Source organism: Kitasatospora sp. NPDC036993 (assembly GCF_055607525.1).
The window spans coordinates 322,926-335,484 of sequence record NZ_JBVJRP010000001.1 but is presented as its reverse complement, the minus strand read 5'-3'; the positions used below and the strand labels follow the sequence as shown (position 1 = coordinate 335,484).

21 protein-coding genes are annotated in these 12,559 nt (G+C 73.0%); 20 read left to right on the top strand and 1 reads right to left on the bottom strand.

The features are described 5' to 3' along the window. Positions 1 to 17: 17 nt before the first annotated feature. The 3 genes from ACZ7C5_RS01570 to ACZ7C5_RS01560 are packed head-to-tail and all read left to right on the top strand — an operon-like array spanning position 18 to position 1,272. Positions 18 to 251 (top strand): hypothetical protein, encoded by a 234-nt coding sequence (locus ACZ7C5_RS01570; RefSeq protein WP_401081207.1) that lies wholly within the window; start codon positions 18 to 20, stop codon positions 249 to 251. After that, positions 248 to 619, top strand: coding sequence for a hypothetical protein (locus ACZ7C5_RS01565; RefSeq protein WP_401081204.1), 372 nt, complete (start codon positions 248 to 250; stop codon positions 617 to 619). Before ACZ7C5_RS01570 ends, ACZ7C5_RS01565 begins: the two co-directional genes overlap by 4 nt. Positions 620 to 621: 2 nt before the next feature. Continuing rightward, positions 622 to 1,272 carry a zinc finger domain-containing protein gene (locus ACZ7C5_RS01560; RefSeq protein ID WP_401081201.1) on the top strand — a complete coding sequence of 217 codons (651 nt, stop codon included), beginning with the start codon at positions 622 to 624 and terminating at the stop codon, positions 1,270 to 1,272. On the opposite strand, the gene ACZ7C5_RS01555 is transcribed toward ACZ7C5_RS01560, so the two are convergent. Then, the gene (locus tag ACZ7C5_RS01555; protein WP_401081198.1) at positions 1,239 to 1,481 is read right to left on the bottom strand and encodes a hypothetical protein; all 243 of its coding nucleotides are present in this window, start codon (positions 1,479 to 1,481) and stop codon (positions 1,239 to 1,241) included. The two genes, ACZ7C5_RS01560 and ACZ7C5_RS01555, sit on opposite strands and share 34 nt — an antisense overlap. A 101-nt stretch (positions 1,482 to 1,582) precedes the next feature. On the opposite strand from ACZ7C5_RS01555, the gene ACZ7C5_RS01550 reads away from it, so the two are divergent. The 17 genes from ACZ7C5_RS01550 (at position 1,583) to ACZ7C5_RS01470 (ending at position 12,550) form a co-directional block, all read left to right on the top strand. Then, a complete protein-coding gene (locus tag ACZ7C5_RS01550) occupies positions 1,583 to 2,305 on the top strand; it encodes a hypothetical protein (RefSeq protein ID WP_401081195.1) in 723 nt (240 codons plus the stop codon). Positions 2,306 to 2,370: 65 nt separating this feature from the next. Further along, positions 2,371 to 2,961 carry a hypothetical protein gene (locus tag ACZ7C5_RS01545; RefSeq protein WP_401081192.1) on the top strand — a complete coding sequence of 197 codons (591 nt, stop codon included), beginning with the start codon at positions 2,371 to 2,373 and terminating at the stop codon, positions 2,959 to 2,961. After that, a complete protein-coding gene (locus tag ACZ7C5_RS01540; protein WP_401081189.1) occupies positions 2,958 to 3,281 on the top strand; it encodes a DUF6221 family protein in 324 nt (107 codons plus the stop codon). Before ACZ7C5_RS01545 ends, ACZ7C5_RS01540 begins: the two co-directional genes overlap by 4 nt. Further along, entirely contained in the window at positions 3,278 to 3,487 is a 210-nt protein-coding gene (locus tag ACZ7C5_RS01535; protein ID WP_470321674.1) for a hypothetical protein, read from the top strand. The genes ACZ7C5_RS01540 and ACZ7C5_RS01535 overlap by 4 nt, the downstream gene beginning before the upstream one ends. Positions 3,488 to 3,759: 272 nt before the next feature. Beyond that, positions 3,760 to 4,041 (top strand): HNH endonuclease, encoded by a 282-nt coding sequence (locus ACZ7C5_RS01530; RefSeq protein WP_401081183.1) that lies wholly within the window; start codon positions 3,760 to 3,762, stop codon positions 4,039 to 4,041. A 107-nt stretch (positions 4,042 to 4,148) separates the two neighbouring features. After that, positions 4,149 to 4,424 carry a hypothetical protein gene (locus ACZ7C5_RS01525; protein ID WP_401081180.1) on the top strand — a complete coding sequence of 92 codons (276 nt, stop codon included), beginning with the start codon at positions 4,149 to 4,151 and terminating at the stop codon, positions 4,422 to 4,424. Next, positions 4,336 to 5,841 carry a terminase gene (locus ACZ7C5_RS01520; protein ID WP_401081178.1) on the top strand — a complete coding sequence of 502 codons (1,506 nt, stop codon included), beginning with the start codon at positions 4,336 to 4,338 and terminating at the stop codon, positions 5,839 to 5,841. Before ACZ7C5_RS01525 ends, ACZ7C5_RS01520 begins: the two co-directional genes overlap by 89 nt. An 11-nt stretch (positions 5,842 to 5,852) precedes the next feature. Further along, positions 5,853 to 7,043: a phage portal protein gene (locus ACZ7C5_RS01515; protein ID WP_401081175.1), complete on the top strand. Its 1,191-nt coding sequence runs from the start codon at positions 5,853 to 5,855 to the stop codon at positions 7,041 to 7,043. Further along, positions 7,043 to 7,729: an HK97 family phage prohead protease gene (locus ACZ7C5_RS01510; protein WP_401081169.1), complete on the top strand. Its 687-nt coding sequence runs from the start codon at positions 7,043 to 7,045 to the stop codon at positions 7,727 to 7,729. The genes ACZ7C5_RS01515 and ACZ7C5_RS01510 overlap by 1 nt, the downstream gene beginning before the upstream one ends. Positions 7,730 to 7,815: 86 nt before the next feature. Next, positions 7,816 to 9,048, top strand: a complete 1,233-nt coding sequence (locus ACZ7C5_RS01505) for a phage major capsid protein (RefSeq protein ID WP_401081166.1) — start codon at positions 7,816 to 7,818, stop codon at positions 9,046 to 9,048. 59 nt (positions 9,049 to 9,107) lie between these two features. After that, the gene (locus tag ACZ7C5_RS01500) at positions 9,108 to 9,416 is read left to right on the top strand and encodes a hypothetical protein (RefSeq protein ID WP_401081163.1); all 309 of its coding nucleotides are present in this window, start codon (positions 9,108 to 9,110) and stop codon (positions 9,414 to 9,416) included. After that, the gene (locus ACZ7C5_RS01495; RefSeq protein ID WP_401081160.1) at positions 9,413 to 10,018 is read left to right on the top strand and encodes a phage gp6-like head-tail connector protein; all 606 of its coding nucleotides are present in this window, start codon (positions 9,413 to 9,415) and stop codon (positions 10,016 to 10,018) included. The genes ACZ7C5_RS01500 and ACZ7C5_RS01495 overlap by 4 nt, the downstream gene beginning before the upstream one ends. Positions 10,019 to 10,027: 9 nt before the next feature. After that, entirely contained in the window at positions 10,028 to 10,477 is a 450-nt protein-coding gene (locus ACZ7C5_RS01490; RefSeq protein ID WP_401081157.1) for a hypothetical protein, read from the top strand. A gap of 3 nt (positions 10,478 to 10,480) precedes the next feature. Beyond that, the gene (locus tag ACZ7C5_RS01485; RefSeq protein ID WP_401081154.1) at positions 10,481 to 11,212 is read left to right on the top strand and encodes a hypothetical protein; all 732 of its coding nucleotides are present in this window, start codon (positions 10,481 to 10,483) and stop codon (positions 11,210 to 11,212) included. Positions 11,213 to 11,225: 13 nt separating this feature from the next. After that, entirely contained in the window at positions 11,226 to 11,636 is a 411-nt protein-coding gene (locus tag ACZ7C5_RS01480) for a phage tail protein (RefSeq protein ID WP_401081151.1), read from the top strand. Then, the gene (locus ACZ7C5_RS01475) at positions 11,636 to 12,136 is read left to right on the top strand and encodes a hypothetical protein (protein WP_401081148.1); all 501 of its coding nucleotides are present in this window, start codon (positions 11,636 to 11,638) and stop codon (positions 12,134 to 12,136) included. Before ACZ7C5_RS01480 ends, ACZ7C5_RS01475 begins: the two co-directional genes overlap by 1 nt. A 9-nt stretch (positions 12,137 to 12,145) precedes the next feature. Next, positions 12,146 to 12,550, top strand: a complete 405-nt coding sequence (locus ACZ7C5_RS01470; protein ID WP_401081145.1) for a hypothetical protein — start codon at positions 12,146 to 12,148, stop codon at positions 12,548 to 12,550. Positions 12,551 to 12,559 lie beyond the last annotated feature (9 nt).

The following is a 12,559-nucleotide window of genomic DNA, read 5'->3' as shown; positions in this document are numbered from 1 at the left end:
CGAACGAAAGGACCGCCGTGACCATCCAGCCCGCCTACGCCATCGGCGACCGCGTCCGCACGAACATCGACCTCGCCGCCGCCGACTGGGCCCCCGAGCAACCCGACTTCCCCGCCGGTGCGCTCGGCACCGTCGACAGCGTCGACACCGGCCGGTGCGGCGGCCTCGGCGTCCTGCTGGACGACGACCCGGTCCGCATGCCGCTGTCGATGACCGCCGACGAGGTCGAGGCCGTCGGGAGCGCCCGGTGAAGCCCGCTCGCCGCCCGACACTCCTGCCGCTCACCGCCACCGAGCTGGCCCAGCTTGACCACCTCGTCCGCCGGGCCGCCGACCGCCTCGGCCCGGACGAGGCCGGCATCCTGCTGCGGCTCTGGGAGCACGACCGCACCGACCGCGCCCAGGAGCAGCGCAGCGCCGGTGGCACCCGGGCCGCTGCGCGCCGCAGCGCCGAGCAGCTGCGCACCGCCGAGCATCGACTCACGGTCTACCGGGTCGTGTTCGCCGACGCCGGGCCCGACGCCCTCGACCGCCTGAGCGCCGCGCTCGCCGACGCCGGCCTCGACCTGGCCGCCGAGCTGGACCGGATCGCCGACGACTACCCCGCCCAGGAGGCCTGAACATGGCCCCCTGTCAGCTCTGCACCACCCACGACACCCCCGGCCGACTCTGCACCCCGTGTGCCGAGCGCCTCGGCCGCCACCTGGTCGACCTTCCGCATCTCTACACCGCCCTCGGCGCGTACCTGCGCCCCTCCTCCCAGGTACGCGACCGCCTCGGCACCGTCCCGGCCGGACCCGACGCCCCGCTGCCGGTGGCCGAGGACGTCCTGGACCTGATCGGCCCCGGCGGCATCGTGAGCGATCTGGAAACGTGGCGCGAGGCCCTCCACCAGGACGCCGACATCCCATGGCCGGCACCGTGGGGCGACCTCGCCGGCCGAGTCCGCCGCGCCGCCGTCGGTCTGCGCGACCACCTCGCCTACATCCAGCTCGACTGGCCGGTCGCCGGCCAGTTTGCCTTCGAGGTCGCCCAGCTTCACCAGGCCGCCGCCCGCCACATCGCCCCGACCGACCGGCCCACCGACATCGGCGACCACCCGGCCGACCCCGGCCGCCCGGCCGCCGAGGCCTGCGGCGGCCGCCTCCAACTGCCGCACGGCGGCACCACCGTCCGCTGCGCCCGGTGCGGCACCACCTGGGACCAGCTCCAGTGGCTTCAGCTGCGCCGTCGCATGCATCACGCCACAGCCGGCACCACCGCAGCCGCGTGACTCCCGCCCGCGTCCCCGGCCGGGCGCAGCAGCACCGACGGCGCCACATCGTCCGGGCCCAGCACGGTCCACTCCACCGCTTCCACGGTCAGGCAGACGCGGTCCGCGTCTTCACCCGCCATCCAGACCACGACGTCGCCCGCCCGCGGTACCGCCGGCATCTCGACGCACCGCTCCGTGTCGTCCGGGAACCACAGTCCGACCTGCACAACCGCCTCCGTTCGTTGGTGATGGCCACATCCTTCCAGGGCCTCCCCGACCCCCGTTAACGATCAATTAACGCCCCTGGCTTGACAGTTAGAGGAAATTCATGCCTCCGTCCCGTGCCGACTTGGCCGCCAAGCACCGCCAGGCCCGCCGCCTGCTGCGCGCCGGCCGATCCACGACCTCCGTCGCCACCGAACTGCACATGGACCGCCGCGCCGTCCGCCAACTGCGCATCGACGCCGGCATCCCGTCCCTGCCCGGCGGCACCCCGCAAACGCGCACCGTCGAAGAGAAATGGCGCAGCCACACCCGCCCAGACGAGGGCGGCCACCTGACGTGGACCGGCGAGCACACCAGCGGCGGCGGCCGCGTGATGCGGCACTCCGGCACCGCCTACAGCGCCCACCGCGTCGCCTACCGAATCCACCACGGCACCGACCCCAAGGGCTACGCCAAGGCCGGCTGCGGCCTTCCGGGCTGCGTCGCCCCCGAGCACCAGGTCGACACCGCCGACCACCGCGTCGCCCGCACCCCGCGCGCCGTGTTCGACAGCCCCGAGGCGAAGCTGACCGCCCTCACCCGCCCGGCCACCGGCGGGCACCTGACGTGGACCGGCCCCTCCGACTCCCGCGGCCGCCCGCTGCTCAACCACCGCGGCCACCACCTGGTCCCCGCCCGCGTCGTGTTCGCGCAGCACTACGGACGCCCGCCCGAGGGCCACGTCACCACCGCGTGCGACCACCCCGAGTGCCTGACCGGTGCGCACCTCGACGACCGCCGCACCCGCGCCGCCCACGCCCGCGCCTACGCCGCCCTCGGACTCTGACCCCCCTCGACCGCACCGCGCTCACCCCGCCCCGGTGAGCGCTCTCACCCCACCCGGAGACTCCCGTGAGCCCGCTCACCCCTCCCGCCGACTGGACCATCGGCACCGTCTTCACCGCGCAGCTGCACGGCCTGGCCGGCGCCTGGGCACTGACCGGCACCGTGACCGTCTGGGGCGTCGAGACCGCCCCGGACAGCGCCACCACCCTGACCGTGCAGCTCGGTGACCAGCCCGACCACCGCCGCGCACCCACCCACACCACCTACGCCCGCGGCGAGGTGAGCGTCCACACCACCGGCCGCCGACAGCTCGTCAGCCCGATCACCCCGCAGCCCGGCCCCACCCTCATCACCATCGGCTGGATACCTCTCGCCCAGCGCCCGGCCGACGACGCCGCCCACCACCTGGAGCAAGCCGACAAGGAGCTGGGGGGCTGGGAGCCGATCCCGAACGACGGCTCGGCGCTGGGGGTGAGTGCGCTCGCTCAGCTCCAGCGCGCCGCCGCCGCGGCCAGAACCCGCGATGACCTCATCCGGCGGTTGCGCGCCGGTGATGTGCCGCGCCAGCTCGTCGCCGACGCCGCCAGCCTCCACCCGACCCGGGTCACGCAGTTGTGCTGCTCCAGCCCCACCGACCGTGTCAAGGTGACGGCATGAGCAGCACCGACCTCGCCGAATTCCTCCGCGCCCGGATCTCCGACGACGAGCGGATCGTCCAGGCTGCCGCCGCACACATCGCCCGCCACGACCCGGCCCGCGCACTCGCCGGCGTTGCCGCCACACGGCGCATCCTCGACCTGCACACAGTCGAGCGCGACCCGAGGGCGCTGCGCTTCCTCCGTGAGGGCCCGGCCGACGGCCCGTACTGCACCGCCTGCTTCGGGCAGTACCACCCGTGCGAGACGCTCCGCCTCCTGGCCTTGCCGTACCAGGACCACCCCGACTACCGGCCCGACTGGGCACCCGATCCCGAATGACCAGCCCCCGTGACCGCGTACCGCCCACCGGCAGGGTGACCAGATCCGACCTCGGGCGTCTCGGCGTACCCGCCGCGACCGTCCGCGGCTGGGTCCACCGCGGCCACCTCACCCGAATCGGTGGCACCTCGCACAACCCCGAGTACTCCGCCGAGACCGCGCTGGCCCTGGTCGAACGCTGGAAGCCCCGCGGCGATCCCGCTTGACCAGGGGCGCAACACGGTGCAACGATCTGGCCACCACCCGTGTGTCCTGATCCGGGTGACGCAGACGATCACGAAGGGCTCCGACGGCGACTGCCGCGGGGCCCTTCGTCGTCCCCACACCCCGGAGGTACCGTGCAGCGCACCCCCACTCCGCGCGACCTCGACCGCCGCCCCCGCGTCATCGCCCCCGGCGCTCCAACAGGCACCCCCCTCCGGGAAAAACACCCCCCCTCCCTCCGAAAACAGGCACCCCCCTCCCGAAGAGGAGCAGCATGTCCCGAGGCCGGCACCGGTCCGGCCGCCCGTACCAGCGCGCACGCCGCGAGATGTTCGCGATCTACGGCACGGTCTGCCACATCTGCGGACACGACGGGGCGGGCGAGGCGGACCACCTCACTCCGGTGAGCGTCGACCCGGGCCAGCCCCTCGACCCGCACGGCATGCGCCCGGCGCACGGGGCCAACGCGCCGTGCCCGGTGTGCGGCCGGCTGTGCAACACCGAGAGGGGCGCACGACCGATCACGCGCGCGGTGCGCACGTCCCGTGACTGGTGATCACAAAATTGTGACCTGGGGTGATGTCCGTTTTTGGGTGGGGCGGCCGGACGGCCCCGCGCCCAGCCTTCCGTATCTCTCCCCGCGCATCCGAGGGGGTGTCGATCATGGTCGGACCGGTGTCCTCGGCGGTGTCGGGCGGCGACCGGCGGGCCGCGCTGGAAGCGGTCCGGGACAAGCTGGCCGCAGAGTTGGAGTCCCTCGAAGGTCCGGCCGTCGCCGTGGTGTCCAAGGAGCTGCGGGCGACGCTCGCCGAGCTGGAGTCGCTTCCGGGCGGCTGGGAGGTGAGCCCCGTTGACGACCTCTCCGCTCGCCGTGCGGCTCGGCGCGCAGGTGCCCAGGGTGGCGACCTACCCGCCGGCGGCGGCCAGCGCGGCACCTGAGTTCATCGACCTCGCCGCGACGGCAGGCCTGTACCTGGACCCGTGGCAGCAGTTCGTGCTGACGCACGGCCTGGGCGAGCGCGCCGACGGGTCGTGGGCGTCGTTCAAGAATTCGGTGTGGGTGCCGCGGCAGAACGGCAAGGGCGGCATCATCGAGGCCCTGGAACTGGGCTGGCTGTTCCTCACCCGAGAGCGGCTGATCCTGCACTCGGCGCACGAGTACAAGACCGCCCAGGAGGGCTTTCTTCGGATCAAGGAGTTGGTCCAGTCCACGCCGGACCTGGACCGGCGGGTGAACCGGTACTGGCAGGCCAACGGCGAGCAGGGCATCGAGCTGACCCGCTCGGCGGGCGGCGGGCGGCTGCGCTTCATCGCCCGCAGCAGGGGAAGCGGCCGCGGCTTCTCCGGCGACAAGAACATCATGGACGAGGCGCAGGAGATCGTCCCGGAGCAGATGGCCGCCCAGCTGCCCACCATGTCGGCCCGGCCGGATCCGCAACTGTGGTTCTTCGGCACGCCGCCGCTCACCCCGGATGCGTGGTGCTACGGGCTGCGCGAGGACGGTGAATCCGGCGCGGACCCGCGCATGATGCACATGGACTGGGGCACCGATCTCGACCCCACCGACCCCGAGCACCGGCGCCGCGCCGCCCAGGACGTCGACCTGTGGCTCGCCTGCAACCCGGCGATGGGCAGGCGCATGACCGAGGAGTTCGTCCGGGGCGAGTCCCTGCCCTCGGGCCTCGGCGAGCGCTTCATGATTGAGCGCCTCGGCGCCTGGCTGCCCCGGCTCACCGAGGGCGGCGGCGTGATCGACCCGGCCGTGTGGGACGACCTCGCCGACGAACAGTCCCAGCCGGTCGGCGACGTCGCGTTCGCACTCGACGTCACCCCGTCCCGGGACTGGGCGAGCATCGCCGCGTACGGGCTGCGGGCCGACGGCACCGGCCACCTGGAAGTGATCGACCGCCGTCCCGGGACCGAGTGGATCGTCGACCGCCTGGTGCAGCTCGCCGACCGCTGGGACCCGGTGGCCATCGCTCTCGACGCCAAGGGGCCCGCGGGAAGCCTGCTGGTCGACCTCGACAAAGCCGGCATCGGCCGCCCCGATGACCCGGAGCGGCCCGCCCGCGGCGACCTCGCCGTCCCGGCCGCGCCGGACGTCGCCGCCGCGTGCGGCCAGCTCGTCGACGCGATCACCCAGCGCACCGTACGGCACACCGCACAGCCCGAGGTCGCCGAGGCGATCCGCGGCGCCAAGACCCGCCCGCTCGGCGACGCCTGGGCCTGGGGCCGACGCATCTCCACCGTCGACATCTCCCCCCTCGTCGCCGTCACCCTCGCCCGCTGGGCCTGGGAGACCCGGACCCACCTCGTCCACGGCGTCGACTACGACGTCCTCGACTCCGTCCTGTGAAGGAGGTGACGATGTCCAGCCGCATGGGCCGCTTCGGCCGCGCGCTGGCGACGCCGTTCCGGTGGATCGCCGGCGCGACGTCGCGGGCGATCACCGCCCTTCCCTGGAGCGCGGGCGGTCCCGCCCAGTCCCAGGTGTCCACCGAGCGAGCGCTGTCCCTGATCCCGCTGTGGGCGTGCGTGCGCCTGATCTCCGAACAGGTCGCCTCGCTGCCGCTCCAGCTGTACCGGCGCGACGGCGCAAGCCGCGAACCCCTGTCCTACGTACCCCAGTTGCTCTGGGCGCCGGCCGCCCGCGACGACCTGTTCACCTGGCTCCAGAAGTGCGTACTGTCGCTGTGCCTGCGCGGCAACGCCTACGGGCTGATCACCCAGCGGGACGACCTCGGCTTCCCCACCATGATCGAGTGGCTCAACCCCGACGACGTCTACGTCGACGAGACCGACCCCGTCCGACCCGTCTTCTACTGGCAGGGCCGCCGCGTGCCGGACGCCGACATCGTCCACATCCCCTGGATGGTGCTCCCCGGCCACGTCAAGGGCCTCTCCCCCGTCCAGATCTTCGCCCGCACCATCGGGGTGGGCCTGGAGACCACCGACTACGGCCTGTCCTGGTTCCGCAACGGCGGCACGCCACCGGGCGTGCTGAAGAACGGCAGCAGGACGATCACCCGGGACGAGTCCGAGGAGATCAGCGACCGCATCTCCGCCCGGATCCGCTCCCGAAAGCCCTTGGTGCTCGGTTCGGACTGGGACTTCACCGCGCTCCAAGTCTCGCCCGAGGAAAGCCAGTTCATCGAGACGATGAGGCTGAACGCGAGCCAGGTCGCCGCGATCTACGGCGTCCCGCCCACCATGGTCGGAGGCGACTCCGGCGGCTCCATGACCTACACCAACGTCGAGGCCGCCGCCAACGAGCTGGTCGTCCTCACGCTGCGCCCGTGGCTGGTCCGGCTGGAGAACAAGTTCTCCACCCTGATGCCCGGGCATGAGGCCGTGCGCTTCAACGTGGACGCCATGGTCCGCACCACGATCATCGAGCGCTACCGGGCGCACGGCCTGGCCCTGGCACAGGGCTGGCGCAACCTCGACGAGATCCGCGCGCTGGAGAACCTCGGCCCGCTGCCCCCGGGCGCCGGCGGCGACCTGTACGGGCCGCAGCGCGCTGCCGCCAACCCACAACCCCCGGCCCTGGAGGCCTGATGAGCACGGCAGAGCGCCGCTCGGCGCGCGGCCTGGTCGAGGTCCGCGCGGACACCGGCCAGGGCAAGATGACCATCGGCGGGTACGCCGCCAAGTTCAACAAGCTCTCGCGGAACCTCGGCGGCTTCGTCGAACGCATCGACCCCGGCTTCTTCGCCAAGTCTGAGGGCGACGGCTGGCCCGAGGCGCTGGCCCGCTACAACCACGACGACGACTTCCTGTTGGGCACCATCGCGGGCGGCACGCTGCGCCTGGCCGTGGACGGCACCGGCCTCGACTACACCGCCGACCTGCCGTCCGCCCGCGCCGACGTCTACGAGCTGGTCCAGCGCGGCGACGTCACCCGATCCTCGTTCGCCTTCTTCACCTTCGAAGACGACTGGAGCATGACCGACCAGGGCTTCCCGCTGCGCACCCTGCTGTCCGGCCAGCTGGTCGACGTCGCCCCCGTCAACAGCCCGGCCTACCTCGACACCGACACCGGGCTGCGCTCGCTCGCCGAGCGCGCCGGCGCCACCGTCGAGGAAGTCCGGGCCGCCGCCGCGGGCGACGGCCTGGCCCCCTTCCTCAGCCGCACCCCCGCGGCCACCGTCATCGACACGGTTCCGACCGGGCAGGGCGACCCCCACCCGCTCGTGAGCCTGCGGCAGCGGCGCGCCGAGCTTCTCCGGCGCCGCACCCCCTGAGGCAGGGCGCACCCCACCTCGACACCCACATCCACCACGCCCCCGGCCCGGCCGGCGGGCGACACCGTCATGCCCAGGGAGGGCACGTGAGCGACTTCATCAAGCGGCTCCAGGAGCGCCGCGCCGGCATCTGGGAGCAGGCCAAGGCCCTGCTGGACACCGCCGAGGCGGACAAGCGCGAGCTGTCCGGCGAGGAGGAGCAGACCTACCAGCGTCTGAACGCCGACCTCGACCGGATCGACGAGCGCGTCAAGGACATGGCTGCGGCCGAGCAGCGCGCGGCCGACGCGGAGGCCGCTTTCGCGGAGCTGCTCAAGCGGCCGGCCGAGCGCGACGCCCCGAAGGCCTCGGGCGAGGCCGAGCAGGTCCGGTCCTGGCTGACCGGCCAGTCCGGTTCCCGGGCCTTCGAGATCCGGCCCGACGGGCCGATGCCGATGGACCTGCGGACCCTGTCCAAGCTGACCGCGGGGGCCGGCGCGAACACGGTTCCGGTCAGCTTCTACCGGCGACTGGTCCAGCACATGATCGAGGTGTCCGGTGTCCTCGCCGCCGGGCCCACGGTCCTGACCACGACGACCGGCGAGCAGATGCAGGTCCCCAGGACCACCGCCCACTCCTCCAACGCCGCGATCGTCGCCGAGGCCGGCACCCTGCCCGCCAACGACCCGGCTTTCGGCCAGGTCCCGCTCGACGCCTACAAGTACGGCCTGCTGCTCCAGGTCTCGCACGAGCTGGCCAACGACACCGCCGTCGACCTCATCGGCTACCTCGCCACCCAGGCCGGCCGCGCGCTCGGCAACGGATTCGGTGCGCACCTCGTCGCCGGCACCGGCGCCTCGCAGCCCAACGGCGTCCTCACCGCGGCCTCGCTCGGCAAGACCGGGGCGACCGGCGTCGCCGGCGTCCCGTCCGCGGACGACCTGATCGACCTGTTCTACGCGGTCATCGCGCCGTACCGGGCCAGCGCCTCGTGCGGCTGGATGATGCGCGACGCCACCGTCGCCGCCGTCCGCAAGCTCAAGGACAGCACGGGCGCCTACCTGTGGACCCCGGGCCTGTCCGGCTCGCCGGACACCATCCTCGGCAAGCCCCTGTACACCGACCCGAACATGCCCGCCGCCGCAGTCACCGCGAAGTCGATCCTGTTCGGCGATTTCTCGACCTACTTCGTCCGGCAGGTCGAGAGCATCCGGTTCGAACGCTCGGACGACTACGCGTTCAACAGCGACCTGATCACCTACCGCGCGATCCTGCGCGGCGACGGCGACCAGGTCGACACCACCGGCGCCATCAAGCACTTCGCCGGCGCCGCGACCTGACCGGCCCGCGCTGGCGCGCACCCGCGCGCCGGCGCACCACCACAGTGAGGAGTTAACCCGTGCGCGTGCGCATGCTCGTCCAGATGTCCGGCACCCGCGACGGCCAGGACTGGCCGCCGCCCGGCACCGTCCTCGACCTGCCCGAGGCCGAAGCCCTCCAGCTCGCCGCCCACCGCAACGCCGTCGTCGTCGTCGAGGAACAGGACGATCCCGAGGACGAGCAGGACAACCCCGAGGACACCGATCCCGAGGACGACCCGGACGACGCCGAGCCCGAGGACGAGGCCGCCGAGGACGGCACCGGCGCGCGCCGCCGCGGCCGCCCGCGTCTGCCCCGGGACGCCCAGGGCAACATCGTCCGGACGTGACCGTGGTGGCCACCGACTACGCCACCCTGGACGCGCTGAAGCTGGCGCTTCAGATCGACCCCGGCGACTTCACCCGGGACCAGCTGCTCACCACCGCGCTGAGCGCGGCCGCGCGCGGCATCGACTCCGCGACGGGCCGGCGCTTCTGGCTCGACAACATGGCATCGGCCCGCGTCTACAACCCCAACGGCCGGACCCTGGCCGCCGACGGCGGCGAGCGCCTGGTCGTGGACGACATCGGCGACTCGGCCGGCCTGCTCGTCGAGACCGGCGCCGCCGGCACCTGGACGGCCGTCACCGGGTACGAGACCGGACCGGACAACGCGCTCGTACGCGGCCGCCCGGTCGCCGCGCTCGTCCTCCCGGCCGGGACCTGGGGCTACGGCATCACCCGCGTGCGGGTCACCGCCCGCTGGGGCTGGCCCGCCGTCCCCGACGACATCGTCCAGGCCACCCTCATCCAGGCCGCCCGCCTCTACCGGCGCAAGGACTCCCCCGAGGGCGTCACAGGCTCCGCCGAGTGGGGCGTCGTCCGGCTCTCCCGCCGCGACCCCGACGTCTGGAACTTGCTCGAACATTTCATCCTGCCAGGCTTCGGATAGGAGGCCCCAGTGCAGTTCGCCGCCGTGCGCGCCGCCATCGCCGACGCCGCCCGCGCCGTCACCCTCCCCGCCGGCGCCGCCAAGCTCACCAGCACCGGCTACACCCCCGACAGCGTGTCCGCCCCCCACTTCTTCGTCGGCGAGTACACCGTCGACTACGACCGCACGTTCGGGCGCGGCCGGGACGAAGCCGAGTTCACCTGCCGCATCCTCGTCGGCCGCCAGGACGACCGCGCCGCCCAGCTCATCCTCGACGCCACACTGTCCGGCGCCGGCCCCGCCTCCCTCAAGCAGGCCATCGAGGCCGCCCGCGGCGCCCCCGGCGAGCCCGCCCTCGGCGGCCTGGCCCACGACCTGAGGGTCGAGCGGGTGCAGGGCTACCGCTGGTACGAGCACGCCGGCACCCAGTACGTCGGCGCCGAGATCATCATCCGCGTCATCGGCGACGGAAGGACGTGACCCATGCCCGCCCAAGTCCTCACCGACGTCCGCCTGTTCACCGGCGGCGCCGACCTGACCGGCGTCTCCAACAAGGCCGAACTGTCGGCAGAGGTCGAGGTCAAGGACCGCACCGTCTTCGGCTCCGGAGGCTGGTCACGGGTCCAGGGCGGCCTCGGCAGCAGCAAGCTCTCCGCTGAAGGATTCTGGGAGGCCGGCGACCCGGGCATGATCGACGACGCCACGTGGGCCCAGCTGGGCGGCGTCGTCCCCTGGACCGTCGCCCCGCACCTCGCCGCCGTCGGCTCCCTCGCCTACCTCACCCAGGCGCTGCGCACCGACTACACCCTCGGCGGCGCCGTCGGCGACCTCGCTCCCTGGACCGCCGGCGCGTCCGGCACCGGCGTGATCGCCCGCGGCCGGATCGCCCACCCGCCCGGCACCGCGCGCTCCAGTGCGGGCGCCGGCACCGCCCTCCAGCTCGGCCCCGTGCCGGACGGGCGGGCCCTGTACGCCACCCTCCACGTCCTGTCCGCCGCCGGGACCACCCCGACGCTGACCGTCCGCATCGAATCCGCCGCCGACCAGGCGTTCACCGACCCGACCGTCCGGGCGACGTTCGCCGCCGCCACCGGCCTCGGCGGCCAGGCCCTCGCCGTCCCGGCCCCGGGCACCGACACGTGGTGGCGCCTCGCCTGGACCATATCCGGGACCACCCCCTCGTTCACGTTCGTCGGCGCCGTCGGCGTCCAGTAGAAGGGAGCGCACCATGCCCACCATGGTCCTCACCGCCCAGTATCTGAACATCGCCGGGAACGTCCTCGCCGAGTTCGCGAAGAAAGCGGAACTGGCCGTCGAGGTCGAAGAGAAGGACGTCACCACGTTCGTCTCCAACGGCTGGAAAGTGTCCATCGGCGGCCTCAAGTCCGGCACCCTGGCCTGCGAGTTCCTCCAGGACTACGCCGCCGGGAAGCTGGACAGCATCATGTGGCCGCTGCTCGGCCAGGTCGTGCCCTTCGAGGTCCGGCCCACCCAGGCCGCCGTCGGCCTCTCCAACCCGAAGTACTCCGGGCAGGTGCTGGTGAAGGAGTGGGCCCCAGTCTCCGGCAGCGTCGGCGACGAGGCCACCGCTGGCGTCAGCTACCCGACGTCGGGCGAAGTCGTCCGCGCCACCAGCTGATGGCCGGACAGAACCCGGTCGACCTCTCGGTCAGTTTCGAGGGCTTCGACGCGCTCACCGCCGCGCTGCGCGCCGAGGAGGACGGCAAGCAGCTGCGCGCGGAGCTGGCCAAGAACATGCGCGACGCGCTCAAGCCCGCGGCCGAACAGGCCAAGAGCGGCATCATGTCGATGGCCGCCAGCAGCACCGCCGCCCCCGCCCTGCGCTCGGCGATCGCCAAGAAGATCCGCCCCGAGGTCAAGTTGGGCGGGCGCTGGACCGGCGCCCGCGTCAAGAGCCGCAAGATCCAGGGCATCCGCGGTTTCGCGAACGCGCCCAAGCGCACCCAGCGCGCCAGCGGCTGGCGCACCCAGACGTTCGGGCGCGGCGTCTGGCGCGTCCAGCACGGCAAGGTCAACTGGTTCGACCGCGCCATGACCCCGAACGCCGACACCTACCGCCAGGCCGTCGCCGACGCGATGGAGAGCATGGCCCGCCGGATCGCCGACCGGGCCCGATAGGAGAACACCGTGTACCTCGTCTACCACCCCGAGGGCAGCGACGAGCCCCAGCGCTTCCCGTACCAGCCGACCAAGCTCATGAGCGCCGAGCGCGAGAAGCTGGAGAAGCTCAGCGGCCGGGACTTCTCCGACTTCACCCAGTCCGTCATCAAGGGCAATGGCCTGTGCCGGCGTGCGCTGCTGTTCGTGTTCCTGAAGCGCGCCCACCCCACCCTGCGCTTCGACGACGTCGACTTCGCCTGGGACGAACTGACGCTGGAGCACAGCCGGGCGGAGCTGGAGCTGATCCGTGCCGAGGCCGCCGAGAGCGTTCCGGCCGACCAGCGGGCGGCCGTCCTCGCCCAGCTCGACCGGGAGATCGCCGAGGCCTACGAGGAGCCCGAGGGAAAAGTCCTGCCGCCGATCGCCGGATGAGGCGGATCG

Bases quoted from the DNA above. Each gene is read 5' to 3' on its own strand.
- ACZ7C5_RS01560 (WP_401081201.1), top strand. From the start codon at position 622: ATGGCCCCCTGTCAGCTCTGCACCACCCACGACACCCCCGGCCGACTC.
- ACZ7C5_RS01550 (WP_401081195.1), top strand. From the start codon at position 1,583: ATGCCTCCGTCCCGTGCCGACTTGGCCGCCAAGCACCGCCAGGCCCGC.
- ACZ7C5_RS01540 (WP_401081189.1), top strand. From the start codon at position 2,958: ATGAGCAGCACCGACCTCGCCGAATTCCTCCGCGCCCGGATCTCCGAC.
- ACZ7C5_RS01535 (WP_470321674.1), top strand. From the start codon at position 3,278: ATGACCAGCCCCCGTGACCGCGTACCGCCCACCGGCAGGGTGACCAGA.
- ACZ7C5_RS01530 (WP_401081183.1), top strand. From the start codon at position 3,760: ATGTCCCGAGGCCGGCACCGGTCCGGCCGCCCGTACCAGCGCGCACGC.
- ACZ7C5_RS01525 (WP_401081180.1), top strand. From the start codon at position 4,149: ATGGTCGGACCGGTGTCCTCGGCGGTGTCGGGCGGCGACCGGCGGGCC.
- ACZ7C5_RS01515 (WP_401081175.1), top strand. From the start codon at position 5,853: ATGTCCAGCCGCATGGGCCGCTTCGGCCGCGCGCTGGCGACGCCGTTC.
- ACZ7C5_RS01510 (WP_401081169.1), top strand. From the start codon at position 7,043: ATGAGCACGGCAGAGCGCCGCTCGGCGCGCGGCCTGGTCGAGGTCCGC.
- ACZ7C5_RS01485 (WP_401081154.1), top strand. From the start codon at position 10,481: ATGCCCGCCCAAGTCCTCACCGACGTCCGCCTGTTCACCGGCGGCGCC.
- ACZ7C5_RS01480 (WP_401081151.1), top strand. From the start codon at position 11,226: ATGCCCACCATGGTCCTCACCGCCCAGTATCTGAACATCGCCGGGAAC.
- ACZ7C5_RS01475 (WP_401081148.1), top strand. From the start codon at position 11,636: ATGGCCGGACAGAACCCGGTCGACCTCTCGGTCAGTTTCGAGGGCTTC.